Source organism: Pontibacter indicus (genome assembly GCF_900156345.1).
GTDB classification, from domain to species: domain Bacteria; phylum Bacteroidota; class Bacteroidia; order Cytophagales; family Hymenobacteraceae; genus Pontibacter; species Pontibacter indicus.
This window is the reverse complement of sequence record NZ_FTPP01000002.1, coordinates 1,107,223-1,131,320: the sequence shown is the minus strand read 5'-3', so window position 1 is coordinate 1,131,320 and position 24,098 is coordinate 1,107,223. Positions and strand designations below refer to the sequence as shown.

Annotated in this window: 23 protein-coding genes; 12 read left to right on the top strand and 11 right to left on the bottom strand. The window is 52.6% G+C overall.

What is annotated here, in order from left to right:
• Nucleotides 1-71: 71 nt before the first annotated feature.
• Nucleotides 72-587, top strand: a complete 516-nt coding sequence (locus B0B12_RS13785; protein WP_076669668.1) for a hypothetical protein — start codon at nucleotides 72-74, stop codon at nucleotides 585-587.
• Between the two features lie 28 nt (nucleotides 588-615).
• Complete coding sequence (locus B0B12_RS13780) at nucleotides 616-906, top strand: hypothetical protein (protein WP_076669667.1); 291 nt, start codon at nucleotides 616-618, stop codon at nucleotides 904-906.
• Between the two features lie 123 nt (nucleotides 907-1,029).
• Here B0B12_RS13780 and B0B12_RS13775 read toward each other — a convergent pair whose 3' ends face one another.
• The 6 genes from B0B12_RS13775 to B0B12_RS13745 all read right to left on the bottom strand — a co-directional run bounded on the left by B0B12_RS13775 (nucleotide 1,030) and on the right by B0B12_RS13745 (nucleotide 8,481).
• Nucleotides 1,030-2,550 (bottom strand): sigma 54-interacting transcriptional regulator, encoded by a 1,521-nt coding sequence (locus B0B12_RS13775; RefSeq protein ID WP_076669666.1) that lies wholly within the window; start codon nucleotides 2,548-2,550, stop codon nucleotides 1,030-1,032.
• A 382-nt stretch (nucleotides 2,551-2,932) separates the two neighbouring features.
• Nucleotides 2,933-4,033 carry a vWA domain-containing protein gene (locus tag B0B12_RS13765; protein WP_076669664.1) on the bottom strand — a complete coding sequence of 367 codons (1,101 nt, stop codon included), beginning with the start codon at nucleotides 4,031-4,033 and terminating at the stop codon, nucleotides 2,933-2,935.
• 715 nt (nucleotides 4,034-4,748) lie between these two features.
• The gene (locus B0B12_RS13760; RefSeq protein WP_076669662.1) at nucleotides 4,749-5,726 is read right to left on the bottom strand and encodes an acyl-ACP desaturase; all 978 of its coding nucleotides are present in this window, start codon (nucleotides 5,724-5,726) and stop codon (nucleotides 4,749-4,751) included.
• Between the two features lie 252 nt (nucleotides 5,727-5,978).
• The gene (locus B0B12_RS13755; RefSeq protein ID WP_076669661.1) at nucleotides 5,979-6,944 is read right to left on the bottom strand and encodes a glycosyltransferase; all 966 of its coding nucleotides are present in this window, start codon (nucleotides 6,942-6,944) and stop codon (nucleotides 5,979-5,981) included.
• A complete protein-coding gene (locus B0B12_RS13750) occupies nucleotides 6,937-8,058 on the bottom strand; it encodes a DegT/DnrJ/EryC1/StrS family aminotransferase (protein WP_083704211.1) in 1,122 nt (373 codons plus the stop codon). Before B0B12_RS13750 ends, B0B12_RS13755 begins: the two co-directional genes overlap by 8 nt.
• A 9-nt stretch (nucleotides 8,059-8,067) precedes the next feature.
• Entirely contained in the window at nucleotides 8,068-8,481 is a 414-nt protein-coding gene (locus B0B12_RS13745; RefSeq protein WP_076669660.1) for a sugar 3,4-ketoisomerase, read from the bottom strand.
• A gap of 332 nt (nucleotides 8,482-8,813) precedes the next feature.
• On the opposite strand from B0B12_RS13745, the gene B0B12_RS13740 reads away from it, so the two are divergent.
• The 3 genes from B0B12_RS13740 to B0B12_RS13730 all read left to right on the top strand — a co-directional run bounded on the left by B0B12_RS13740 (nucleotide 8,814) and on the right by B0B12_RS13730 (nucleotide 11,505).
• Nucleotides 8,814-9,407, top strand: a complete 594-nt coding sequence (locus B0B12_RS13740) for an IMPACT family protein (RefSeq protein ID WP_076669658.1) — start codon at nucleotides 8,814-8,816, stop codon at nucleotides 9,405-9,407.
• A gap of 419 nt (nucleotides 9,408-9,826) precedes the next feature.
• Nucleotides 9,827-11,209, top strand: a complete 1,383-nt coding sequence (gene corA / locus B0B12_RS13735; RefSeq protein WP_244554709.1) for a magnesium/cobalt transporter CorA — start codon at nucleotides 9,827-9,829, stop codon at nucleotides 11,207-11,209.
• Nucleotides 11,210-11,277: 68 nt separating this feature from the next.
• Nucleotides 11,278-11,505, top strand: coding sequence for a GIY-YIG nuclease family protein (locus B0B12_RS13730; protein WP_170871867.1), 228 nt, complete (start codon nucleotides 11,278-11,280; stop codon nucleotides 11,503-11,505).
• Between the two features lie 162 nt (nucleotides 11,506-11,667).
• Here B0B12_RS13730 and B0B12_RS13725 read toward each other — a convergent pair whose 3' ends face one another.
• On the bottom strand, nucleotides 11,668-14,382 hold the full coding sequence (locus B0B12_RS13725) for a hypothetical protein (protein ID WP_076669655.1): 2,715 nt from the start codon (nucleotides 14,380-14,382) through the stop codon (nucleotides 11,668-11,670).
• 172 nt (nucleotides 14,383-14,554) lie between these two features.
• On the opposite strand from B0B12_RS13725, the gene B0B12_RS13720 reads away from it, so the two are divergent.
• A complete protein-coding gene (locus B0B12_RS13720) occupies nucleotides 14,555-15,424 on the top strand; it encodes a universal stress protein (RefSeq protein ID WP_076669654.1) in 870 nt (289 codons plus the stop codon).
• A 1-nt stretch (nucleotide 15,425) separates the two neighbouring features.
• Here B0B12_RS13720 and B0B12_RS13715 read toward each other — a convergent pair whose 3' ends face one another.
• Nucleotides 15,426-16,325 (bottom strand): ATP-grasp domain-containing protein, encoded by a 900-nt coding sequence (locus tag B0B12_RS13715; RefSeq protein WP_076669653.1) that lies wholly within the window; start codon nucleotides 16,323-16,325, stop codon nucleotides 15,426-15,428.
• A gap of 138 nt (nucleotides 16,326-16,463) precedes the next feature.
• Between B0B12_RS13715 and B0B12_RS13710 the strand changes: the two genes are divergently transcribed.
• The 4 genes from B0B12_RS13710 to B0B12_RS13695 all read left to right on the top strand — a co-directional run bounded on the left by B0B12_RS13710 (nucleotide 16,464) and on the right by B0B12_RS13695 (nucleotide 18,999).
• Nucleotides 16,464-17,114 (top strand): hypothetical protein, encoded by a 651-nt coding sequence (locus B0B12_RS13710; protein WP_076669652.1) that lies wholly within the window; start codon nucleotides 16,464-16,466, stop codon nucleotides 17,112-17,114.
• A 68-nt stretch (nucleotides 17,115-17,182) separates the two neighbouring features.
• Nucleotides 17,183-17,635: a D-aminoacyl-tRNA deacylase gene (gene dtd / locus B0B12_RS13705; RefSeq protein ID WP_076669650.1), complete on the top strand. Its 453-nt coding sequence runs from the start codon at nucleotides 17,183-17,185 to the stop codon at nucleotides 17,633-17,635.
• A 93-nt stretch (nucleotides 17,636-17,728) separates the two neighbouring features.
• Nucleotides 17,729-18,655, top strand: coding sequence for a hypothetical protein (locus tag B0B12_RS13700; RefSeq protein WP_076669648.1), 927 nt, complete (start codon nucleotides 17,729-17,731; stop codon nucleotides 18,653-18,655).
• Nucleotides 18,656-18,672: 17 nt separating this feature from the next.
• Nucleotides 18,673-18,999, top strand: coding sequence for a nucleotide pyrophosphohydrolase (locus tag B0B12_RS13695; protein ID WP_076669647.1), 327 nt, complete (start codon nucleotides 18,673-18,675; stop codon nucleotides 18,997-18,999).
• A 163-nt stretch (nucleotides 19,000-19,162) separates the two neighbouring features.
• On the opposite strand, the gene B0B12_RS13690 is transcribed toward B0B12_RS13695, so the two are convergent.
• Together B0B12_RS13690 and gcvT are read right to left on the bottom strand one after the other, a co-directional pair.
• Nucleotides 19,163-19,897, bottom strand: a complete 735-nt coding sequence (locus tag B0B12_RS13690) for a 2-phosphosulfolactate phosphatase (RefSeq protein WP_076669645.1) — start codon at nucleotides 19,895-19,897, stop codon at nucleotides 19,163-19,165.
• Between the two features lie 95 nt (nucleotides 19,898-19,992).
• Complete coding sequence (gcvT, locus tag B0B12_RS13685; protein WP_076669643.1) at nucleotides 19,993-21,081, bottom strand: glycine cleavage system aminomethyltransferase GcvT; 1,089 nt, start codon at nucleotides 21,079-21,081, stop codon at nucleotides 19,993-19,995.
• 404 nt (nucleotides 21,082-21,485) lie between these two features.
• On the opposite strand from gcvT, the gene B0B12_RS13680 reads away from it, so the two are divergent.
• Together B0B12_RS13680 and B0B12_RS13675 are read left to right on the top strand one after the other, a co-directional pair.
• The gene (locus B0B12_RS13680) at nucleotides 21,486-22,955 is read left to right on the top strand and encodes a sensor histidine kinase (RefSeq protein ID WP_076669642.1); all 1,470 of its coding nucleotides are present in this window, start codon (nucleotides 21,486-21,488) and stop codon (nucleotides 22,953-22,955) included.
• Nucleotides 22,956-23,001: 46 nt separating this feature from the next.
• A complete protein-coding gene (locus tag B0B12_RS13675; RefSeq protein ID WP_076669641.1) occupies nucleotides 23,002-23,436 on the top strand; it encodes a response regulator in 435 nt (144 codons plus the stop codon).
• Nucleotides 23,437-23,439: 3 nt separating this feature from the next.
• Here the strand turns inward: B0B12_RS13675 and B0B12_RS13670 are convergent, their stop codons facing one another.
• The gene (locus B0B12_RS13670) at nucleotides 23,440-24,057 is read right to left on the bottom strand and encodes a ribonuclease HII (RefSeq protein WP_076669640.1); all 618 of its coding nucleotides are present in this window, start codon (nucleotides 24,055-24,057) and stop codon (nucleotides 23,440-23,442) included.
• Between the last annotated feature and the right edge of the window lie 41 nt (nucleotides 24,058-24,098).

Here is a 24,098-nt window from a genome sequence, read left to right as displayed (position 1 = left end):
TTTGCAGCCTTACTTTTCAACATGAAAGCTGATTGTTAATTACTCGACAAACTATTCCCTAAAACTAATACATGAAAAACTTTCTACTAACGCTCCTCATCCTTGTATCTATTAAGACTGTAAGTTTTGGACAAGAACTTGCTATCCTTCAGGATACCGTAAGTAATTACCAGATAGGCGTGCCGGTTGGCTGGAAATATGGTGTGCCCGCTGACCGATCTCTGGCTTTAATGGCATTCAGGCAGAAACAAACTGAGGAGGATGTACCAAGAGAGAACTTCAATCTTAATATTCTACGTCGTGACGAGAAAAGCCTGGATGCAACGTATAAAAAGTTCTTAGAGAGTATCGGTACCGCCGAAGGGTTTACAATTATAGAGCAGGGCGACACGGTGATCAACAACAGAAAGTACAAATACCTGATTGAGTCCCATAAAAACAAATACAGTAAAGAAGATATGCACAATTATGTTCTGTTTACAAACAGGGAAGGTACTATACTAATATTAACGATGGTAACCATATCTCCTAATTTTGAAACTTACAAAGCACTGTTCGACAAAATTGCCCTAAGTCTTCATTTCTAAAGTTGCTTCTTATAGACCATAATTTCCCATGAACCTCACTACCTTCAAAGCAAGCCTCACCGCCGATGCACCTCCCCCGAAGGCGTCGATATACCTGCACGCGCTGTGGCACGAGGCGAAGGGCGATTGGGAGAAAGCACACGTGCTGGTGCAGGACCTGCCAGATAAAACCGCTGCCTGGATTCACGCCTACCTGCACCGCCAGGAAGGCGATACCTGGAACGCGGATTACTGGTATAGCCGGGCTGGCAGAAAGCGGCCAGATACCTCTCTTCAGGAAGAGTGGGATAGCATAGCAACTGTCTTACTGCAGGTATAGAGCTACATACCTGGAAGTCCGGAGCATTGCTCACTATCAACAAGCAAAAAAGCCAGAAGCAGTTCTTACACCGCTTCTGGCTTTTCACTCCTCAACTCTAAAACTCCTAAACTCTTAAACTTCTTAAAAGTCGTCTTCGTCCTCTTCCTCTCCGAAGCTTGGCATTGTGAACATGCCGCTGAGCAGGTCTTTGAACTGCAGACCGGTGCTGAGGCGGTTCTTGCTGAGCTGGCTGTGCTCGGCCAGACCATGCAGGGCGAACTCCATCATGAACAGCTTCTCGTCGCCTTTCGCATCGGAGCGGAATTTCTCGACCAGCTCGCTTAGACCAGGTATAGCTTGCAGGGCTTTTTTGTAGTCCGAAGCTGTGGCGTCATTCAGAATATCCACCGTATTGCCATCGCCAAACCAGTCGGTTATTTTCTTGTACGGATTGCCCTCCTTAGACTTCTTAGCCTTGTCAGGGTCCGGGAAGTAGTGAAGAAATTGAGTGCGGATGGCCTTGCCCATGAGCACCTGTGCTACGTGGCCGGCTCCCTCCTGCTCGCCTTCATACACCAATTCCACCTTGCCCGTTACGGCAGGTATGGTGTTCAGAAAATCAGATACCCGCACATAGGTTTTGCTTTCGCCGTTGAGCAAAGCACGTCGCTCGGCGGCACTCAGCAGACTTTCGAAAGCTGAGATCGTCAGACGCGCCGATACGCCGCTCTTGGCATCCACATATTCACTTTCACGTGCCTCAAAAGCTACCTGCTCTATCAGATCGCTGATGATGTCATTGGTCGTAACCAGCTGCTCCTGTTCCTCTTTGACGTGCGCCTCTTGCTGCGTGATCTTCTTGCCGATCTCGATGGATTTCGGGTAGTGCGTGATGATCTGTGAGTCGATGCGGTCTTTGAGCGGCGTTACGATGGAACCACGGTTGGTATAGTCCTCGGGGTTGGCGGTGAACACAAACTGGATGTCCAGCGGCAAACGCACCTTAAAACCACGGATCTGGATGTCGCCTTCCTGCAGAATGTTGAACAGCGCCACCTGGATGCGCGCCTGCAAGTCGGGCAGTTCGTTGATAACAAAAATGCCCCGATGCGAACGCGGAATCAGACCAAAGTGAATCACCCGTTCATCGGAGTATGGCAGCTTCATGGTGGCCGCCTTGATCGGGTCGGCATCGCCGATCAGGTCAGCTACCGACACATCGGGCGTAGCCAGTTTCTCGGTATATCGTTCGGAACGATGTAGCCAGCTGATGGGTGTATCGTCGCCGTGCTCGTGTACTTGGTCTTTGGCGTAACGGGAGAGCGGTTGCAATGGGTCATCGTTCAGCTCGGAGCCTTGAACCACCGGTATATACTCGTCGAGCAGGTCGACCATCAGGCGGGCGATGCGCGTCTTTGCCTGTCCGCGCAAGCCGAGCAGGTTAATGTGGTGCATCGACAAAATGGCCCGCTGCAGGTCGGGTACCACGGTCTCTTCATAGCCCCAAATGCCCGGAAACACTTCCTCCTTGCGCTGCAGTTTGCGGATCAGGTTATGGCGCAGTTCCTGCTTCACGGTTTGCGGTTCGTACCCGGCGGCGCGCAACTGGCCCAGGGTCTTTATCTTTAGTAAGTTCTCTGCTTTAATGTCTTCGTATTGCATTCTCTTTTAATTGAATGACTATTAAACTATTAAATTTTCGGAGATCGTTTCGAAAAAAACTATCTTGCCTTTTGCGAAAGATCCCGCTCTATAAACTTTTGGAAATCATCGGCCTGTTTCTGTTTTTAATCGCCTTCGTTTCCAGGATATATTTTGAACTGAGTACTACTTTCTACTATACTGCCCTGGGAGCCTTACTCCTTTTGTTTCTGTTCGCCAGCTCTTTGAAGAGAAAGCAGTCCTGAGCATTTTTAGTGCACGATTCGGACAGGTCGCGACCTGTCCCTACGAAGTTGCACCCATACTGCGTAGTATTACGACGTTACACTGTAAGGTCGCTACATCACAACTTTCTACCTTTCTACTTTCCAAACTTTTCAAATTAAAAGCTTTTCTTTCGATTGCGGCCGTAGTCGCGGAACACCAGGTGGCCCAGGCCTTTGAGCGAACTGTAGTATGCCTGGCCGTTATTCACTTTGGTAAACTCGTCTACGAATTGCTGCAGGTAGGGGTCCGATGCGATCATAAAGGTGGTAATCGGAATTTTGAGTCGACGGCACTGGGCTGCCAGGTTCAGGGTTTTATTGACCACCTTGCGGTCCAGGCCGAAACTGTTTTTATAGTAATGCAGTCCCTCTTTCAGACAGGTTGGCTTGCCGTCCGTGATCATAAAGATCTGCTTATTCAACGTTTTGCGCTTCCGCAGAATATCCATTGCCAACTCCAGGCCGGCCACCGTGTTGGTGTGGTAAGGACCAACTTCCAGGTAGGGTAAATCTTTGATCTCAATCTGCCAGGCATCGTTACCAAACACAATCACGTCCAGGGTATCTTTCGGGTACTTCTGCTTCACCAGTTCGGCCAGCGCCATGGCCACTTTCTTGGCCGGCGTGATGCGGTCTTCGCCATAAAGGATCATGGAGTGCGAAATGTCGATCATCAGTACGGTGGACGATTGCGTTTTATGCTCCGTCTCCATAATCTCCAGATCCTGCTCGGTCAGGCGGAAATCGGAAAGACCGTGGTTGATCTGAGCGTTGCGGATGGAGTCGGTCATGGAAATCTGCTCCAGTGCATCGCCGAAGCGGTATTCCCGGCGGTCGGTGCTGGCCTCGTCGCCTATACCTGTCTGGGGAGTGGCATGACTGCCTTTGCCGCCTTTCTTCAGCTTACCAAAAATCTCCTCCAGCGCGCTCTTCCGGATGTTCTGCTCACTCTTGGCCGTCAGCTTCAGCACGCCTTCCTCCTGCGGATTCTCGTCGATGTACCCATTCTTTTTGAGCTCCTCGATAAAATCGCCGATACCGTAGTCGTCGCTGGTCAGGCCGTACTGCTTGTCCAGCGAACTTAGCCAGGCCAGCGCCTCAGCCACATCGCCGGACGTAATCATGACCAGCTGCAAAAAGATCTTCAGCAGCGACTCAAAGCCCTGCTTGTCATCCTGTGGCGGGATGTACTCTCCAAATCTATACCCAATACTCATAGCTCTCTCCTGATTTATAACCTAACAACGCTACACAGCCGAATGTTCGTGCACACCGGTTCTTATACGGCAGTTATGCTCGGAAGCGTCTTTTAAAAGGGATTAACTCTGAGGGGATTCGGTAGGGCTGTATATTGAGGCCAATCATCGCTAACTCTTTTTTTGTAAGTATCTTTGTATAGGGCTTCTTACACAAGGGTTTAACCTCCCCCCAACCCCCTCCTAAAAACAGGAGGGGGAGCATGCACGATTATACCTGCCCCTCCCGAGAGGGGACTTTTGGCTAAAGTCAATTCAGAGGTATAGCCATGTTGCAAAGGCCACACAAACCACTGACAGGTATAGCAAGACTAACTTGCACGCTGGCAATGAAACAGATAGCGGCGCCAGGTGCACTTTTCGACGCTCCACTGTTTGAGCGTTCAGCGAGTTTGGAGCGTCTTGATTTTTTTGCCTACTTTTTTCATCAAGGAAAAAAGTAGGTGCCCGCCGCACAGGCGAAGCTATAAGACAAGTCAGATTGCTATACCTGCAATGGCGGTCGCTACAACGCATGCAATATCTATACTTGAGCCAGAGGCCCCTCGATAGCAGACATAAGCGCGGACGCTCGCGCCATCATTGCTAATTCAATTACCAGATAAGATTATAAAGTCAGAGGGCAGGCTGCTTTCGCAACCTGCCCTCTGACTTTATAAGGTATAGCTTCCGCTACTTAGTCAATCCAACGGAACTTATACTCCAATTGTGGGGCTTTCATACGCTCCGCTACTCTTTTAAGGCGATCTGGCAAAGCAGTCAGATAATCACGGGCGCGCTCGCCGGCATCATTTAGGTTCGTAACCGTTTCCAGCTTCCACTCTTTTACCAGGTCACGCAGGATGTCGGTGTAGTCGAGGGCGGTGTAAACGTTGATGCGTTGGGCAGCATCGGTGAAGTGACCGAAGGTTTTGCCCATGTCCACACCCAGTTCGCGCATGTAGTGTGCCGGCATCACGATCTTTTTGCGCATCATGTCCTCGAAAGCCAGCATCATCTCGTTCGGGTCGGCCTCGAATATTTTGCCTACAAAGGCCTTGTACGCTTTGGCGTGACGGGCCTCATCAGAAGCAACATAACCACACAGCTTGGCCAACATACCGTCACCTTGTTTTTTGGCGATCTGGGCTACACGGCGGTGCGACAGGTTGGTGGCTGTTTCCTGAAAAGAGGTATACACGAACGCACGGTACGGATCGTTGTCGGTCTGCAGATCGAAGCCGTCGGCGATCAGGTACTGGGTAGAGGCCTCCATCTCGCGCATGTTGATGCGACCGGTCAGGTAGAGGTATTTGTTCAGCAGGTCCCCGTGGCGGTTTTCTTCGGCCGTCCAGGCGCGGTTCCACTTCATCCAAGGGCTCTCTTCGTTGGTTGGCAAATCTTTTATGGACATCAGCCAGCTTTCGTAAGTTGGCAGCGCTTCTTCTGTAATGGTATCACCTACCAGCACGGCCAGCAGATCATAACTAAGGTCACGGGCACGCTCCTGCAGATTTTTTACTTCTTCAAAAAAATTCTCCATGCGGGCGTCAGGCAGCAGATCGGCAGGTTGCCAGCTGTCTTCAACGGACTTTAGAAACTCTGTCATCTTCTCGTGGACAAAGTCTTCCATCCACTTCATGACTTCTACACGGGATGCAATGGCTGTAATCATGGTATTGTTTTAGGCGATTGAAATTCAAATATAGGTATTTATACTAAAATAGTTGTCCGCAGCGTAACATTAAGTTAACTATCTGTTAAAAAAGGAGTTCGGGTTCAGCTGTGTGTTTAAACCTCAACCTGCACATTCTGGAAAGAGCGCAACCCATAAAACAAACCCGGAATACCCACTACTTACGCAGAAACGGAAAACTGTTTACACCTTTACCTGCAATGTGTAGTAAGTCCCTGAAAGAGTGCAATTTCAGCGAGATAAAAGCTTCTGATACAGCACTCTAAGGAAGCGCAGATCTACTTTCAGTTTGTTGAGAAAGTGAAGGGTCTGGTATACGGGTCCAAGTCCGGCGTGCTGTCGCAGCAGGTTCAGAAACTGCTCGGCTTGCTGGTAGTGGCCGGTAAGATAGGCGTGCCGGGCCTCGTACTGAAGGCGGCGGGTCAGGGCGCTGCGCTCTTCGGCAGTTTGCACCAGTTTCGCTGCTTTTTCGCAAACCACCACCGTAGAGGAGAGCTGTTTGTCGCCCGGCTTATACAGTTGATGCGAAAGCGAACTGGCATGCAGGCGGCGCTTGGTGGTGATGGCATCCAGAAAAAAATACTTATATCGGCGGGCGGAGCGCAGCCAGAAATCGAAGTCTTCGTAGGCCAGCGTTTCGTCGTATCCCTGCAGGTCCTCAAATACCCGCCGCTTCATCATCATGGTAGGCGGACAGATAAAGTAGCGCCCGAGCAAGTGGTGAAATATATCGCCGGAAGGCGCAAAGGAAATCACCTCGCCCGCCCGGTTGCGCTGGCAGTGAAAACGAACGTGCCGCCCTTCATCGTTGATGTACTCCGCATCCGAATAGACGACGCCGTAGGTTTCGTCCAGTCTTTCGAAGGCCGCCACCTGCTGCGCCACCCGCTCAGGCAGCAGCACGTCGTCCGTGGCAAAGTCGATGATGTAAGCGCCTTTGGAAGCCCGCCAGGCCGTATTGAACGCTTTGGTGTTACCCTGGTTGGTGCCCGTGCTCAGGAAGGTGAGCTGCGGATATTTCTGAAGGTATTCCCGGATGATGGCCACGCTGTTGTCGGTGCTGCAGTCGTCCATGATGATGATTTCCAGATTGGGATAAGTCTGGGCCAGCACCGAATCCAAAGCCTCGGCAATAAAGCGCTCATGGTTGTAGCAAAGGCAGATCACCGACACCAAAGGCTGCGTGACACTATCCATGGCGCTCGAAAAAAGTGTGAATGGCTGCTAATACGGCCTTCTGTTCGGTCTCGGTCATACCCGGATAAAGCGGCAGACTCAGGCTCGTTTCGGCCAGCTCTTCTGCTACCGGAAAGCTCCCTCTTTTATGTCCTAGCCAGGTATAGGCTTCCTGCAAATGCACTGGCACCGGATAGTGGATGGCCGTTTGTATACCTTGCTCCGACAGGTATAGCTGCAGGGCATTGCGTTGCTTTGTGCGGATGTTGAAAATATGGTAAACGTGCGTACAGTCCGGCGCTGTAATTGGCAGCACGAGGTCGCCTATACCTTGCAGCGCGCGCAGGTATACCTGTGCCAGTCGCTGGCGCTCGTTGTTGAGTGCGTCGAGGTGCTGCAGTTTGATGCGCAGTGCGGCTGCTTGCAAGGTGTCGAGGCGGGAGTTGATGCCTATTAGTTGGTTGTAGTACTTTTGCTGCTGGCCATAGTTATGGTACATTTTTGTATAGGCAGCCAACGCTGGGTCCGATGTCACGACAGCACCGCCATCGCCAAGCGCGCCCAGGTTTTTGGTCGGGTAAAAACTGGTGGCGCTGATACGACCAAAGCTACCCACCGGGCGGCCCTTATACCTGGCACCCTGCGCCTGTGCGAAGTCTTCAACAATCGTCAGGTCGTGTTGCTCGGCTAACCTCAGGAAACCAGTCATCTCGCAAGCCTGTCCGTAGAGGTGCACGGGTATAATGGCTTTGGTACGGGGTGTGATACGCCGAGCGGCCTCGGCAGCGGTCAGGTTGCAGGTATGGCGGTCGGGTTCGGCCAGCACAGGTATAGCGCCCACCTGCACCACGGCGTTCACTGTCGCGATAAAAGTATTGGCCGGCACAATCACCTCATCACCTGCTCCTATACCTGCAGCTTTCAGCGCCACGACCAAGGCATCGTAACCATTGCCCACGCCAATAGCCGTATCTGCCTGCACATAGGCGGCAAATTCGCTCTCAAAAACACTTACCTCCTCCCCTATAATATACTGCTGCCCGCGCACAGCACGCAGTACTGCCTCCTCCACCTGACAGTCTATACCTACAGGGAAGTCGCGGAAAGAGAAGTATGGAACCTGAATAAATGGCATTGGTATAATTTACAGGGCCAGGTGCGAAGCCAACTGCCTGAAGGTGGCGTAGTCGCGGATGTAGTCGGCTTCTTCGAAATCAGTGGAAGTCAGACAGACGGCCACTGTGCCGGGGGCAAAGTGCAGATCGGTCCAGCACATGGCGGGCAGGTATAGCCCGGTAGCCGGGTTGTCGAGCACGAAAGTTTGCTTGTTCTTTCCATCATCCGTCTCCACCGTTATACGCCCGATTGCGGCTACCAGCACCTCTTCTGTGGCTTTGTTGGCATGTTGTCCCCGCAGCACACCAGCCGGGGTGCCATAAGTCCAGAATACCCGCTTGATTTCAAAAGGGATGTTCCGGGCCAGTTGCGTGGAGGCGATGAAGCCTAGTTCCTGGTTGCCGGTTTCGGTAAAATGGATCAGGTAGGGTGTGGCAGACAAAAGGCAGAATTTAGTGATTCTACAAATTAAAACAATTTCGGTTAATGTGCCTATACCTGCGCCCCGGCTTTGCCCTTGCGCCTGTATCTGTTACATTTGCAAAGCAGGCTATGTGGCTTTTACACCTATGCTATACCTGATTCTCCATTTGTCACAGGTTGCTCCGCTTGTGTTCAGTTGCAGGCTTTTCCGGTTCCACGAAGCACAATGTCTCAGGTCACTGCTACCCTTTACAAACAACGAAGCAGGACCGTTTTTCCGGACGTGACATAACAGTTGCTGCTCAGGTATAACTTATGTTTCAGGCGAAAGCTGCCAAGCTGTTTTAGTTTATGGAAGATACCTACCGCACCGTCGAATCGCCCGCTGAGGGCCTCTACAAAGAGAAAGGCAGTAAGTTCATTGCCCTGGCCTACCCGGTTTACACGGAGGACGATGTGAAAGAGATTTTAGCCGACCTACGCAAGCAGTATTACGACGCTCGCCACCATTGCTATGCTTACATTTTGGGCGCCGACAAAAGCCGCTACCGCGCCAACGACGACGGCGAGCCCAACCATTCTGCCGGCGACCCCATCCTGGGCCAGATACGTTCCTTTGAGCTGAGCAATGTGTTGGTGGTGGTCGTACGCTATTTTGGTGGCACCAAGCTCGGCGTCAGCGGCCTGATCAACGCCTATAAAACCTCTACTGCCGAGGCCCTCGCCAACGCTATCATCGTCGAAAAGCACGAAACTGCCTTGCTGCAAGTGCACTTCGCCTACCCCCAAATGAACGACGTGATGAGCCTGGTAAAAGAGTTCGAGCTCGGCGTAAAAGACCAGCAATTCGAACTCGACTGCCGCATGACACTGGAGGTTAGGAAAAAGCTGGAGGAGGAAGTAACAGGTAAGCTAGAGGGGATTGAGGGGGTTGTGGTTATCTGAATCTATACATAGGGCCCCTACCCCCACGGATTTTCAGGATTCTCGTGCACGATTATACCCACCCCTGCCCCTCCCGAGAGGGGAATCAGGTAGTTACTGATCTACAGGTATAGCTTCGTGGTTTTTGTCTTGTGCACGATTGTCATCCCCCTGCCCCCTTCGAAGGGGGAGTTTCTGTATCAGCTATACCTAAGGTATAAGCCTTGTAGCCAATGCCACAAATACCACTGGCAGGTATAGCAAGACTAATTTGCACGCTTGCAATGAAACAGATAGCTGTGCTAGGTGCACTTTTCGACACTCCACTGTTTGAGCGGTCAGCGAGTTTGGAGGGTCTTGATTTTTTTGCCTACTGGGGGTAGGGGCCCTCGATTTTTTCATCAAGGAAAAAAGTAGGTGCCCGCCGCACAGGCGAAGCAATGAAACAGCTCAGCTTAAGGTATAGCAAGACAGGAGCTACGCTAGGTATACCGCTACTTTGCATCAGCGGCCAGAGTCCGCCCGATAGCTCACACTCGCGGGACGCGAGCGAGAGCAGAAGTAACTACAACGGGGCCGGCAGCCTCACCACAGCAGATACAAGCAAGGACGCTCCCGCCATACCTCTCCCACGCATCAGTCAAAAACTAAATTTTCATTACCTTGTAAAGCTGCAACACACCCACGGCAACACCATGGCTAAAAAGAAACGAACCCGCACCCGACATAAAATACTTGACCGTAAGATCGGCATCAGCCCGGGCTCCCTCTTTATCCCTTTCGAGGCACATGCCCCGCGCTACTTTCTGATGTCTTTCAACGAGCAAATGTTCAAAGAGCAGGAACTGGATTCGTATGCTGAATTAATCAAGCAGGTGAAAGCGCAGCCCAATGCCACACACTGGATCGACATCCGGGGATACGCTGACCTGACCATGCTCGAGTTGATTAAGCAGGATTTCGACATACACTCGCTGCAGATGGAGGACGTGATCAACGATTATCAGCGCCCGAAGGTAGACGAATTCGATGAACGGCTCTTCATCATCACCCGCATGATGCGCTGGTCACAGGAGCAGCATACCCTGGATGATGTGCAGCTTTCGATTTTCTCGGGCCCCAACTACGTGCTCACCCTGCAGAGCGATTACGAAGACTGCCTCGACCCGCTCCGTGAGCGTATCCGGATTGGAAAAGGCATCATCCGACAGCGCCCGCCCATGTACATGGTATACGCCATCCTGGATGTGGTGCTCGACTACTATTTCCCGGTGATGGCGGCCATTGGCACCTACATCGAGGAACTGGAGCAGAAGATCCTGGACAATCCGACAAAGCAGACCCTGCGGGAGATACTGGACCTCAAAAACGAGCTGATCAAGCTGCGACGCATCGCCTGGCCCGAACGCGACAAAATGAACGAATTGCTCCGCATGGAGGCCAATATTATACCTGACAAACTGAAAGTATACTTCCGCGACGCCTACGACCATACCATCCAGCTTATCGACCTGATCGACAGCCACAAGGAAATGTCGACGAGCCTCGTAGAGTTATACATGTCCACGGTGAGCAACCGCATGAACGAGATCATGAAAGTGTTGACGATCATCTCGAGTATCTTCATCCCGCTGAGCTTTATCGCTGGAGTGTACGGCATGAATTTCTCGCGCACAGATCCTGAAACAGGCGAGGTCTTCCGACTCAGCATGCCGGAGCTATACCTGCCCTACAGCTATCCAATCCTGATGGTGCTGATGACGACCCTGGTGCTGGTGCAGCTATACCTGTTTTATAAGAAAGGGTGGTTTAAGAGCTTTTGAGTAAGCGGACAAAAGACCGTTTTGTCATTCTGAAAGAAACTTGGTAGAAGGGAGGTTAAGCACTAGCTATGAAAAGCCACAATTACTTTGTCTACATCACGACCAACCCCAGCAAAACGATGCTGTATGCCGGGATGACAAATGACCTAGTGCACAGACTTGAACAGCACAGAGAAAACAGAGGCAAACCTGAAACTTTTGCAGGCCGCTACTCCTGCTACAAGCTGCTCTACTATGAACGCTATACCTATTATCAGCACGCCATCTATGGAGAGAAGGATGAAGTGTTGGAGTAGTGAAAAGAAGATGGTTTGATAAAGAGTGAAAATCCATACCTCAGCTTTCTTAAAGCTGATCCCTGAAGTACAGCCTTATAACTTACTACCAGGATCCTTACAGGATGACAAAATAAAGATGAATCGTAGCTGATAGCATTAGCTATAAAGAACATCAAGCTTCTAATTCGGCAGCTTGAAGTTTAGCTTCTGCAGTTGGTTGCGGAACACTTTGTAGACGGAGTAGTTGTTGCCCACCTCGTTGTAGTGAATGCTCACGGCCTGGTTGCTTTCCAGCGATCTGCCGCCTATCAACCGAGCGTCCGGACCATAGAGGTAGGTCTTTTGCGGGCCGGTTTCGGTGATAGCGTATACCTGGTTGCCGCCCCCGAAGTTAAAGTACTGCACAATTTTAGGCGTTGAAGTCACATAGCGCTTCTCAAACAACTCTTTCAGGTCCTGGTCGAAGGCGGCCACTTTGCCCTGGTCCTGCCGCACAATGATGAAGGAGCGGCCGCCGGCATCGGGCACGAGGTCGAACATGGCACTTTTGCTTGGCCGCGGCAGTTGCTCCCGGTTTGTCACCTTGCCCTGCAGGTTAAACTCCACCACCTCGCCATAGCGCGTCACCACGGTTACCACAGAGCGGCGCAGGTCGGCGCCTGCCCGGATAACGCCTTCGGAGGTAATGGGCACCCGCAAACTGAACGGGAATCCCGGATAGGCTTCGCCTTCGGTGTTGAGAGCGTATACGTACCCGTTTTCGAGCAGCACCAGGATCACGTCGCGACCGCCCACCCGCACGTGCTGTGGCGTGGCGGCGAGGCGGTAGTCCATGCGGCGGGGTTGCCAGCCAGGTATAGCGTTGCCACGCGTGTCGAACATGTACAGGTTGCCCAGGGCGTCATCTACCAGAAAGCGATAGTCGCGGTTTTTTGCGAAGTCAAACACGGCCAGGCGCTGCAGACGCAGGGTATCGCCCACGTTAAACGGAAAATGCTCCAGGCTACGCCCCAGATGGTCGATGGCATGAATGCGGCTGCCTGTGGCAAACACATACCTTAACCGTTTCTCGCTGCCGAGCTCTATGTGCTGCACGCTGCCCCTTAGCTGTGCCTGCAAAGAGTCGGTCCAGCCGCGGCTGCCGGTGGAGGTGATGTTGTGCAGCACCAGCGCCGAGTCCTGCACCACTACCTCACGGCTGCGGTCGATGGCGTTCTGGATCGGGTAAGGCGGCGATAGAAGGCGGCTGGCAAACGGAACGGTCAGCTCTTCTTCATATCCTTCCTGCTGGCCGTCGGTACGGCGCTCCTGCCTTCGGAACAGCACGCTGGTATAGTACTGGTTTTCGGCATGGGCAAACTGCACACTGACCTGATTAAACCTTCTGATCAGGCTGGAGTTCTGCAGCAGGTCCTCGCGGTTTTCCTCTTGCACGTAGCGGTTCAGGATATACCAGGCGTTCACGGTGTTCAGGTATAGGCTGAAGTTGCCCTCCTGCAGAGTTTCCTCCAGAAAAGCTTTCTGCGCTACAGAGCGCCCCCATACCTCGCCCGCATTGATGTCGTCAATAAGGGCGCGCAGGCTGGCTATGTCCGGCGAGAAGATCATGTAATTGTCGAGCTGCAGCACGTAGCTCTGCTCAAACCCAGCGAACAGACTGCCAAACAAGCGGGCGGGCAGTTCCTCCAGGTCCAGCAGACGCAAGGTATAGTTGCCGTATTTTTCGGTGTAGATCTTTTCGTTCTGCGCCTTACTAACCTGCTCCGCCAGGGCCTGCAAACGGGCTCCGGTCTTGCCACTGCTTTCCATGCGGGCAATCACCATTTTGTCGGGGCTCGTGTTCATGTTGTACGACTCCATATAAGCCAGCGCAATCTCCTGGCTGAAAGAGCGCGACAGGCTGTCAATGGCGGTAGTATAGGCATCATTCACACCCTTACCGTCGCGCAGGCGGGCCACCTCTCCTACCCCAAAGTGCATCAGGATGGCGGTTCGCGTTGGCAGCAGCAGTTTAATGTCGAGCGGGCGAGGTTTGGCGGGTTGCAGTTGCGCCTGGAACGAGCCATTCAGTGTTTCGGGATTCGAGAAACCGTTCAGAAAAACCTTGTTCTCGTCTAGCTTGAGCTCCAACATGGCATTGCGGCAAAAGCTGCTCAGGTAGCGCACCTGCGGCATCAGATCCTCCTGCACAAAAAGGCCAAACAGGTCGGGCAGCGCGCGGTAGTTCACAAACACGTTGGCATACACATCAGCCTGACTCAGGTAGTTCACCTTTTTGTATTCAGCGGCGATGGAGCTGAGGTTGCCGCGGCTAATCCGGCGCACAATCTCCTCCACCAGCACGGGCGAGGCGCTCAGAATAATGTTGTTGTGATATGAGAAATAGGTGAAGGTGTTGCCCAACTGTGTGTTGGTAATTTCGGTCAGGAACACGCCCTGGTACTCACGGATCTCCTCTTTAAAAATCGGGTCTTTGGCGATATTCTCGCTGAGCGTTCGCAGGAAACGGTGCTCGCCCACTGATGCCACCGGGATGTAGTACACAAATTCCACATCGGTTTTGCCGAGCACATGCACAGACGTGAGGATGTGCTTTTTGTCCAGGAACCGCTCGAGGCGCTGATTGCCGGGCGCCACGCTGTCGAGCAGGGCCATGTTCTCCTGAAAGCGCTGCACCACCGGAAGCACCGAAAAGCTCTCCCACAGGGCGGTTTCCTGCAGGTGCTTTTTCAAATCGCTATGGTTATTGGTTTCCACCACAAAGGCTGCCGTTTCGGGCACTAGCGTCCAGAGGTCCACCTTTTGCCGTGCGCCCTGCCACCTGCTGAAGCCATAATAGGCCAGGGAGGCCAGCGCCACAAATGCGATGAAGAAAAAGACAATGCGTTTCGGCATAGTGGAGTGTATGAGGCTACAAATTAACCGAAAAAATTAGAAATCGCCCGAGTATAGTGCTTGTGTCCCAATTCAAGTCGAAAAAATCCTGATTCTACACCTACTGGCGGCCAGAAGCCATACCTGCAAGCGCCTGAATGCGTATAAAGGGGCCAACCCAAAACTCCACGACATGTTTCGGATACTTGTACCTGTAGATTTCTCGGAAGGCTCCACCAGGGCCAGCCATTATGCGCTGCAGCTTGCGGCCGGTGTTCCCGGAGCCAAGTTACTGCTCCTCCACTGCTTTCAGGACTACCTGGCGGATGCCATACCGGCCAGTTCGGCCAACCTAACTCCTTCCGAGCAACTGGCAGAGCGCGTACTGCACCGAAACGAAACCGAGGCGCTGGCGCAACTCGAGGAACTATATGACGAGCTACGGCACAAGGCCCGCAGCATGGGCAGCAGCCTGCACATCGAGCGGTCTTTTACCCACGGCCAACCCGAGGAGGAAATACCCGATCAGGCGGAGCGCTTCCGTCCCGCACTGGTCATCATGAACACCAAAGGCGAGTGGAGCATCGGGCGGTCCGTGTTCGGCACTGTGTCTACAAAGGTGATCGAAGAGACGCGCGTGCCGGTGCTGACGGTGCCCAACCAGTCTGACGGCGCTATACCTGGCCGCATCCTCTACGCCACCGACTTCGGCAAAACGGACGTGGCCGATATCGACCGTATCCGGCAATTGTTCGGCCACCTCAAGCCCATGATCTACTGCGTGCATATTTCGGACGATCCGGAAGAAGACCGGGGAAAGCTGCTCGAGCTGCAGCAGAACCTCCAGCACGGCGCACCCGAAAACGACATTCGCTACGCCCTGCTCGAGGGCAGCGACGTAGCGGAAGCCCTGCAGGACTTTGCCCGCAGTGAAAACATCGACCTGCTGGCCCTAACCACCCAGGAGCGCGGCACTTTTGACTCGCTCTTCAACCCCAGTCTGGCCAAAAAGATGGTGCTGCACGCGCCGATGCCAGTCCTCGTGTTTCAGGGCAAGGTATAGCCTATACCCTGGCAGCAGGTTGTTCCGTCAATTCCAGCAGTGCCTCGTAGTAGCGGTCCAGGGCGCCCTCGCTCGTGCTCAGAAACAGGAAGGGCTCGATCAGTTCGAGTTCCATCAGCACCAGTTCGCCGTTCAGTTCTACGCCATCCACGCGGGCATACAGGCAGCCTTGTGCGAACTGATCTACAATCGAGGTAGCGGTGTGCAGCATGCCGGCAGGAGGTGTGGGTGTATGCACGCTGCCACCGAAAAAGTGCTGTACCCGGAAATCGCCGGACTTGGCTTTTTTGAGCACCGCATGGCTATACCTGCCGTTAAAGAAAATAAAGGACCACTCGCCCTGCGTTTTGATCTCCTCGAGGAAAGGCTGCGCCAGAAAGGGCTCTTCCTGCAGCAGGGCATTGATGCGTTCTGTAAAGCTGTCTGCCTCGGCTCGGCTGATGGCCAGGGTATTCTTGGCTGCGCCGCTCACGCGTGGCTTCACGATGATCTTCTCCTGCCCGATCGCCTCAAACACGCTGTCAGGGTCGAAGGTACTGCCCTGCTCCAACCACACGGTAGGCACGATCGTAACACCTTGCGTCTGCATGTCCCGGAAGTATACCTTATCGGCGTTCCAGCGCAGAACTTTCACAGGGTTGAGCACCCGGCAGCCCAGGGCCTCCACCTTGTTGAGCCAGGTATAAAAGGCGCTGATTTTGTCGAAGTAATCCCAGGGTGACTTGATGATGAGGGTGTCGAATGCGGTCCAGTCCACCTGCTCATCGTCCCATACCAGAAAAGAAATATGATGGCCTTTTTCGGCCAAAAAGCGGTACAGGCGCTCGTCTTCGCTGTCGGCGTTGGTGGTATAATCGCCCAGGCTCTGGCAAGTGACTAAAGCTATTTGTTGTAATGACATAAATGCAGATATTTGCCGCAAAATTATGCTTTATCCTGCGCAGAATCTACAGAATAAATTTCCACTTAAACAAAACTTTAAGAACGCCTGTTCTCGTATGAAAAGTATAATCTGCTTTCCCGCTTCTTAACCGATACCATGTTACATCTTATCAGCCTCAGCCTACGATACAGGTACAGCCTTTCTGTACGCCTGCTGGTCCTGCTGTTGCTGATCAGCACCACTGCTGGCGCCTGTAACCCGGAGGAAGCGCACGAGGAACAAACAGAAGAGCCACGGGAGCGCAGCCGGCCGTTGGTAGAATCTGACACGCTGCTGGCCCGTCGCCAGCCAGGCGCTCCACCGTCATCACTCGATTTCCTGGGCAACCCCTTTCTGTCAGACTATCGCCAGAGCAAGAAGCTGGATGCCTACTTTGCCCGCATCAACACGGACTTCACGCTCGATGCCGACCCGATTGAGAACATGCACCGCCCGGCCATCACGGACACGATCTACACCATCCGCTTTGGCGAGTCGGTGATCGAGCTGTATGCCCCGACGCAAACAGGCGAGCTGCTGCTGCAGGTGGCCGACATCCGCAACGGAGGTATAGCGCTGCGCAACAACATGAAGGTTGGTATGAGCCAGCCCGAGCTGATGACCAAGCTCAAGAACTTCGATGTGCGCATTCTGCAAACCAACTCCGAAATCGTGGCCACTTCGGTGGAGGGTGCCCCTACATCGCTGCGCTTTTTCCTGAAAAACGGCAAGGTGAACCGCATCCGGTATGAGGGCTATGTGGATTAAGCAGTCTGCAGCCAGGGTATAAATAAATCAGAACCGCTACCTTTGCAACCGAACCAAAGGTATACCTTATGCGCATCGTTGTCCAACGCGTCACCCAGGCATCTGTCACCATCCATAACCAGGTAAAGGGCGAGATCGGCCTGGGCTTGCTGCTGCTTGCCGGCTTCACCCACGACGACACCGAAGAGGACCTGAAATGGATGGCCAGCAAAGTGGTGCAGCTCCGTATTTTCAGCGATGCAGAAGACAAGATGAACCTGAGCGTGCAGGATGTGCAGGGCGACCTGCTGGTGATCAGCCAGTTTACGCTCCATGCTCTCACCAAAAAGGGCAACCGCCCCTCCTACATTCAGGCGGCTCCGCCAGCTTTGGCTATACCTTTGTATGAGCGCTTTGTCGCCTTGCTGGAGGAAGCTTTGGGCAAGCGCGTACAGACCGGTGAGTTCGGTGCCGACATGAAAGTGGCGCTCCTCAACGACGGTCCGGTTACCATCACCATTGACTCCAAAAACAAGGAGTAAACCGCCCGAAATATTTCGGAGGCTAGCTGGAAAAGTAAAAAGAATTATCTATATATTTCTACCCTATTCAGCTATACCTTACCGGACGGTTTTATGAAAGCCATACCTTATCTGGCAGCACGGCTGCCGCAACTCCTTGGCCGGCTACTGCTGTGCGCCTTCTTCTTAACAGGTATAGCAACGGGCGCCCAGGCGCAGACCGACACCACGCTCACCCAAAGCGTAGTAGGCAAGCGCTGGATCGTGGAAACCCGCGACGGCTCTGTCATCCAAGGTATTTTTTTGGGGCAAACGGACGGCGGCATACGCTTGCAAACTGACAGCGCAGGCGAAGTGTTGATTCCGCATACCCAGATCAAAAGCACTAAAATAGTAGACGACAGCCGCATGCGTAACGGCGAATACTGGTTCGAAAACCCCAACGCAACCCGCTACCTGTTCTCTCCCTCTGCTTTCAGCCTCAAAAAAGGGGAAGCCTACTACCAAAACACCTACCTGCTGCTCAACTCCTTCAACGTCGGCCTCACCGATAACATCACGATGGGCGGCGGCTTCGAGCTGATCTCTACCTTTTCGGGCACACCAGCATTTTACATCACTCCTAAAGCTACGTTTGGGATCAACGACAAATGGCGGGCCGGCGGCGGCTTGCTTTACATGAATGTGATCGGGCTGGAGGAGGATTTCTCCGGGCTTGGTATAGGCTACGGCATTGTGACCTACGGCAACACCGACGACAACGTGACGCTGGGTGTGGGCTATGGCTTTGTAGACGACGAGTTCTCGAAAAGACCAGTGCTCAACCTGAGCGGCATGAAGCGGATTAGCCGTCGGGTGGGCTTGGTTTCGGAGAACTGGCTCGTGCCAAGCGACGGCTACTATGGACTGATCTCCTACGGCGTGCGGTTCATGGGCGAGCGCCTGACCGTCGATCTGGCGTTTATCAACAACGGCGATATTGCGGAATCTATCGCCATCGGGGTGCCTTACGTAGATTTTGTCATTAAATTTGGCAAATAACCAAAGGCCCTATACCTATGACCATCGCCGAAGCCCAAACCATTGTAGATAACTGGATCAAAGAGAACGGGGTCCGCTATTTTAACGAACTCACCAACATGGCCATCCTCACAGAAGAGGTAGGCGAAGTGGCCCGCATCATGTCCCGGCAGTATGGCGAGCAGTCGTTCAAGAAGAGCGACGAGGGCAAGCAGCTATCCGACGAGCTGGCCGACGTACTCTTCGTGCTCATCTGCATCGCCAACCAGACAGGTATAGACCTCACCGAAGCCCTCCGCAAAAACCTCGAAAAGAAAACCAACCGCGACAGTGACCGGCATAAGCAGAATGAGAAACTGAAATGAGTTTGGGAATTGAAGAGTTGAGGAGTTTAAGAGTGACCTTTTGGAGGTGAGAAGTGTAGGAATTTACACAGATAAATAAAAACAGCGAGCGCCAGTTTTAGAAACTGGCGCTCGCTGTTTGATAACGTAGGTATAGCCCGAATAAAGGTTACCTCTCAACTCTCTAATTCCCAAACTCTCTAACTCCCAAACTCTTTAAATCTACCAGTCTGTCGCCTTTCCAAACCGGGAGCACGTTGTAGGTGTCATGCTGGAGGCAGAACTCAATGTCTTTGTGGATTTCGAGGTTTTCGAGTCGGCGAACGTGGGAGGACTGCCGCAGGAACGTAACCATGTCGTCTTTGGCGGCGTGGTACAGGTATAGCGAAGCCAGCGTGGCGTCGTTCTCAAATTCAAATTCACCCTGCAAACGCTCGGCCAGTGCTCCGGCATAAAGCGTGTCCTCGAGGTTGAACTTGCCTTTCCAGCCGGCGCATACCACCAGCACATCCAGTTGCAGCGCACGCAGGTGCTCGGCTACAGCCTCCAGGTTCAGAAATGCTCCTACCACAATCTCTTCGGCCGCCTCTGACAAACGGATGGCACGGGTGCCGTTCGTAGTCGTGATCGCCACGGTTCTGCCTTGCACCTTGCCATTCATGTAGGCAAAGGGTGAGTTTCCGAGATCGAAACCCTCGGCCTTGATGCCGTTACGCTCGGCCGCGGTCAGACAGCCCTGCTCGGCAAGAGCACGGCACTCTTCCAACTGCATAACAGGTATAATATCAGTCGCGCCGTGCGCAAAGGCCGTCACCATGGTTGAGGTAGCGCGCAGAATATCCACAGCCACCACTGCCTTCCCCTCCAATTCATACAAGTGCAACAGCTCCGGGCTGTAGCACACATCTATACTTGGCATTTATTAAATTGTTGATTGTTGAATTGTTGATTGTTGATCATTAGCATCGTCCGGTAAAGTGAACAACAATTAACAATCAGCAATCAACAATTAATTTACTTCTTCACAAACGGCGGTTTTACGATCTGGCCTTTCATGTCTTTGTTGCGCACGCGGATGAACACTTCTGTGCCGGGCTTGCTGTAATCCGTCTGCACGTAGCCCAGGCCGATGCCTTTGCCCAGTGAAGGCGACATGGTGCCAGAGGTTACTTCGCCGATCTGCTCGCCTTCAGCGTTCACGATCTCGTAGTGCGCTCTAGGTATAGCCTTCTCCAGCATCTCGAAACCTACCAGCTTGCGCTGCACACCCGCTACTTTCTGCTCTTTCAGGTTTTCGGCGTTCACAAACTCCTTGTCGAACTTGGTGATCCAGCCCAAGCCGGCCTCCAGTGGAGAAGTTGAGTCGTTGATGTCGTTGCCGTAGAGGCAGAAGCCCATTTCGAGGCGCAGCGTGTCGCGGGCACCCAAACCGATCGGCTTGATGCCATGTTCTTTACCTGCTTCCATGATCGCGTCGAACACCTTTTTGGCGTCCTCGTTCTTCACGTAGATCTCAAAGCCACCCGCACCGGTATAGCCTGTAGCCGAGAGTATAACATCAGGCACACCAGCAAACTCGCCCTTCTCGAAGGTATAGTAGGCCATGCTGCCCAGGTCTACTGAAGTGAGCGACTGAAGCGCCTCTACTGTCTTCGGTCCCTGCACGGCAAATAGCGACATTTCATCTGAAATATTTTCCAGCTCAGCGCCTTCGGTATTGTACTTGTTCGCCCAGGCCCAGTCTTTGTCGATGTTGGAGGCGTTCACCACCAGCATGTACTCGTTCTCGGCCATGCAGTACACCAGCAGGTCGTCTACTATACCGCCTTCCTCGTTCGGGAAGCAGGAGTACTGAATCTTGCCTGGCGTCAGTTTAGAGGCGTCGTTGGTGGTGATGCGCTGGATCAGGTCGAGTGCTTGCGGTCCTTTCACCATAAATTCGCCCATGTGCGACACGTCGAATATACCAACCGCGTTGCGCACGGTGTTGTGCTCTTCCAGGTCGGAGGAGTAACGCACCGGCATGTTGTATCCTGCAAAAGGCACCATCTTCGCTCCCAGCGACTCGTGCACATCATTCAAAGCTATTTTCTTCAGTTCCATATCAGATTTGACTGCTAATAAAGTAGATGCCCAAAATTAAGTAAAATTAAACCGCTTCCTAAATTTTATACAGGAACAAGGTATGTATAGTTTGAACCCTATTTTCCTAGAAACCTAACCGCTTCCTGCTTCCCGCAGACCTTTATCCACACGCTTTTGTGCATAACCTTGCGGTGGACAGTGCGTACACCAACCCGACACTTTTTTAGCCAAAAGGAATGCCGTTCACATTTCATCACCGCTTCGCACACCGGGCAAGTGTGCCTGCTCTCTATTTGCCTCTTCTGCCGGCCGTTTCGGGTTTTGCAGGGCATGTTAGTCTGCTTCGGACCATTTTTACTATCTTAGCAGGATGTCGTCTGTCTTATCAAGAGCTTAGTCTGGCGCATATCAGATAATATTCCATGAAGCTATCTACCAAAGTGTTTATCGGGTTTGTCCTGATATCGCTGCTTTTCACCATTGTAGCCATCGTAAACTTCAGGTTGTCGGAGGACGTGATTGAGAACATGCGCTGGGTATCGCGCTCTCAGATCGTGGTCCGCAACTCCGCCTCCCTGCAGCGTAACATCATCGACATGGAAGCGAGCTTGCGGGGCTTTCTGCTCAACGGCAACGAAGTGTTCCTGGAACCCTACCACGAAGCCAAACGGATTCTTCCCAGGCTCCGGGAAGACGTGCGGAACTACACCGCCTCCGAGAACCAGCAACACAGGCTCGACAAGATCATCAGTACGCACAATGACTGGATCACGCAGTATGCCGAGCCACTTATCCAAATGAAGAGAGGCGACACGCTCGAATACGCCTCCCGGGCCTTCGACATGAAGCTCGATACGCTTGTGCTGGGCGAAAAAGTACTGATGGACACTATTCGAACGGACTTCCGCGTGTTCAACTCCCATGAGTATACCTTGCGGGGAGAAAGAAATGACCGCCTCAACACCAGTATCAATACTACAAGGCAGGTATCCATCGTTCTTACCGTACTGTCGGTACTGCTGGGCCTTGGCTGGGCGTGGTACATCACCCGCATCATCTCTAACCGCATCATGAAAATGGTGGTACTGGCAGAGAAGATATCGAAGGGGGACTACCAGACCCAAATTGTGGACACCTCCCAAGACGAACTCAGTCAGTTGTCTCACTCCCTGAACAGGATGTCGGGCACAATTGACGAGACGTTTACGGAACTGGATCGAAAGAACAAGGAGCTGGACCAGTTTGCCTACGTGGTGTCGCATGACCTGAAGGCGCCGTTGAGAGGTATAGAAGTGGCCTCGCGCTGGGTGGAGGAAGACATGGGCCAGAGCCTGCCTAACAATATTAAGGAGTATTTGTTAATGATGCGAGTGCGCGTACACCGCATGGAGAACCTGATCAACGGTATACTGGCCCTCGCCCGCGTGGATCGCAACAGCTACGCACGGGAAATGGTGGATGTGCGGCAGCTGCTGGTTGAGGTGACGGACATGGCCACGCCACCGAAAGGCTTTACCATCGAAATCGGGCCTGACATGCCGCACATTTATACACAGCGGGTGCATCTGCATCAGATTTTCCTTAACCTGGTCACAAATGCCATTAAATATCACCACCGCGAAGACGGCCGCATCGATATTACGTGCCAGGAGGCGGAAAACTTCTATACCTTCTCGGTGACGGACGATGGACCAGGGATAGAGCCACAGTACCACGAACGCATTTTCGTGATCTTCCAGACTCTGCAGGAGCGCGACGCCATCGAAAGTACAGGGGTGGGTCTGGCCATCGTGAAAAAGATCGTAGAGTACCACGGAGGCAATATTTGGGTGGTCTCCAGCCCCGGTCAAGGGGCAACATTCAGTTTTACCTGGCCTAAAAATCGGGAATAATTGAAATAATTATATTAGTTTTGATTATTGAATTTCGAGAAGTGCTATGATAAATAAAGACGTTAATATCCTTTTAGTAGAAGATGACTACCTGGATATTATGAATGTGGAACGTGAACTTAAGAAAATAGGCATTAAGCACCCAACCCATGTAGCCCGTAATGGCCGTGAGGCGCTCGATATGCTGCGCGGAAGCGGCGTGCCCAAAATTTCCCCAGCACCCAGTGTCATCCTGCTCGACATCAACATGCCACGCATGAACGGGCTGGAGTTTCTGGCCGAACTGCGCCATGAGCCGGAGTTCAGCCACATCCCGGTATTCATCATGACTACCTCAAACGAAGAGACAGACCGCCTGGCCGCGCAAAAACTTAATGTGGCCGGCTATATCGTAAAGCCGATGAGTTTCGACAACTTCGAGAACAGCCAGTCATCGCTTGATAATTTCACTCTGTTCCTCGACCTCATAAAGCTTAAATAAGGATTAGTCCTTTTTGTCAGGGAACAGCAACAACTGCTCTTCTGACAGCAGCCTGAAAGACTGGCGGTGGTATGGCGTGGTTCCGAACTGCGCAATGCTATTGCGGTGTTCCCGGGTGGGGTATCCGGCGTTACGCTCCCAGCCATATGCGCTGTATTCGTGAGCAAGCGCACACATCAACTCATCGCGGTGCGTTTTGGCCAGTACCGAAGCCGCCGCAATCGACAGGTATTTCCCGTCTCCTTTTACCACACAGGTATGGCGCAGCCCTTCGTATACCTTAAATCTGTTCCCGTCCACTATCAGGTACTCCGGTTCCAGGCCTAGTCCCGCTACAGCTCGATGCATGGCCAGGTAGGTCGCCTGTAAAATGTTGACCTGGTCAATATCAGTTTGGCTGGCCTCTCCTATGGCCCAGGCCACGGCATCGCGCACAATGTCTACCCGTAGCTGCAGCCTTTGCTTATGGCTCAGTTGCTTTGAGTCGTTCAGTAAGGTATGGCTATAGTCGGGTGGCAGTATGACAGCGGCCGCCACCACAGGACCCGCCAGGCAGCCGCGACCTGCCTCGTCAATGCCTGCTTCTAAGGTATAGCCACTGTAATTTGGTAGGAGCGCCATGGTGTATAGAGAAGTTTACATGACAAAAATAAAACAAAAAG

Coding starts and splice junctions, on each gene's coding strand:
- B0B12_RS13785 (WP_076669668.1), top strand. CDS start 72: ATGAAAAACTTTCTACTAACGCTCCTCATCCTTGTATCTATTAAGACT.
- B0B12_RS13780 (WP_076669667.1), top strand. CDS start 616: ATGAACCTCACTACCTTCAAAGCAAGCCTCACCGCCGATGCACCTCCC.
- B0B12_RS13775 (WP_076669666.1), bottom strand. CDS start 2,550: ATGCAATACGAAGACATTAAAGCAGAGAACTTACTAAAGATAAAGACC.
- B0B12_RS13765 (WP_076669664.1), bottom strand. CDS start 4,033: ATGAGTATTGGGTATAGATTTGGAGAGTACATCCCGCCACAGGATGAC.
- B0B12_RS13760 (WP_076669662.1), bottom strand. CDS start 5,726: ATGATTACAGCCATTGCATCCCGTGTAGAAGTCATGAAGTGGATGGAA.
- B0B12_RS13755 (WP_076669661.1), bottom strand. CDS start 6,944: ATGGATAGTGTCACGCAGCCTTTGGTGTCGGTGATCTGCCTTTGCTAC.
- B0B12_RS13750 (WP_083704211.1), bottom strand. CDS start 8,058: ATGCCATTTATTCAGGTTCCATACTTCTCTTTCCGCGACTTCCCTGTA.
- B0B12_RS13740 (WP_076669658.1), top strand. CDS start 8,814: ATGGAAGATACCTACCGCACCGTCGAATCGCCCGCTGAGGGCCTCTAC.
- corA (WP_244554709.1), top strand. CDS start 9,827: ATGAAACAGCTCAGCTTAAGGTATAGCAAGACAGGAGCTACGCTAGGT.
- B0B12_RS13730 (WP_170871867.1), top strand. CDS start 11,278: ATGAAAAGCCACAATTACTTTGTCTACATCACGACCAACCCCAGCAAA.
- B0B12_RS13725 (WP_076669655.1), bottom strand. CDS start 14,382: ATGCCGAAACGCATTGTCTTTTTCTTCATCGCATTTGTGGCGCTGGCC.
- B0B12_RS13720 (WP_076669654.1), top strand. CDS start 14,555: ATGTTTCGGATACTTGTACCTGTAGATTTCTCGGAAGGCTCCACCAGG.
- B0B12_RS13715 (WP_076669653.1), bottom strand. CDS start 16,325: ATGTCATTACAACAAATAGCTTTAGTCACTTGCCAGAGCCTGGGCGAT.
- B0B12_RS13710 (WP_076669652.1), top strand. CDS start 16,464: ATGTTACATCTTATCAGCCTCAGCCTACGATACAGGTACAGCCTTTCT.
- dtd (WP_076669650.1), top strand. CDS start 17,183: ATGCGCATCGTTGTCCAACGCGTCACCCAGGCATCTGTCACCATCCAT.
- B0B12_RS13700 (WP_076669648.1), top strand. CDS start 17,729: ATGAAAGCCATACCTTATCTGGCAGCACGGCTGCCGCAACTCCTTGGC.
- B0B12_RS13695 (WP_076669647.1), top strand. CDS start 18,673: ATGACCATCGCCGAAGCCCAAACCATTGTAGATAACTGGATCAAAGAG.
- B0B12_RS13690 (WP_076669645.1), bottom strand. CDS start 19,897: ATGCCAAGTATAGATGTGTGCTACAGCCCGGAGCTGTTGCACTTGTAT.
- gcvT (WP_076669643.1), bottom strand. CDS start 21,081: ATGGAACTGAAGAAAATAGCTTTGAATGATGTGCACGAGTCGCTGGGA.
- B0B12_RS13680 (WP_076669642.1), top strand. CDS start 21,486: ATGAAGCTATCTACCAAAGTGTTTATCGGGTTTGTCCTGATATCGCTG.
- B0B12_RS13675 (WP_076669641.1), top strand. CDS start 23,002: ATGATAAATAAAGACGTTAATATCCTTTTAGTAGAAGATGACTACCTG.
- B0B12_RS13670 (WP_076669640.1), bottom strand. CDS start 24,057: ATGGCGCTCCTACCAAATTACAGTGGCTATACCTTAGAAGCAGGCATT.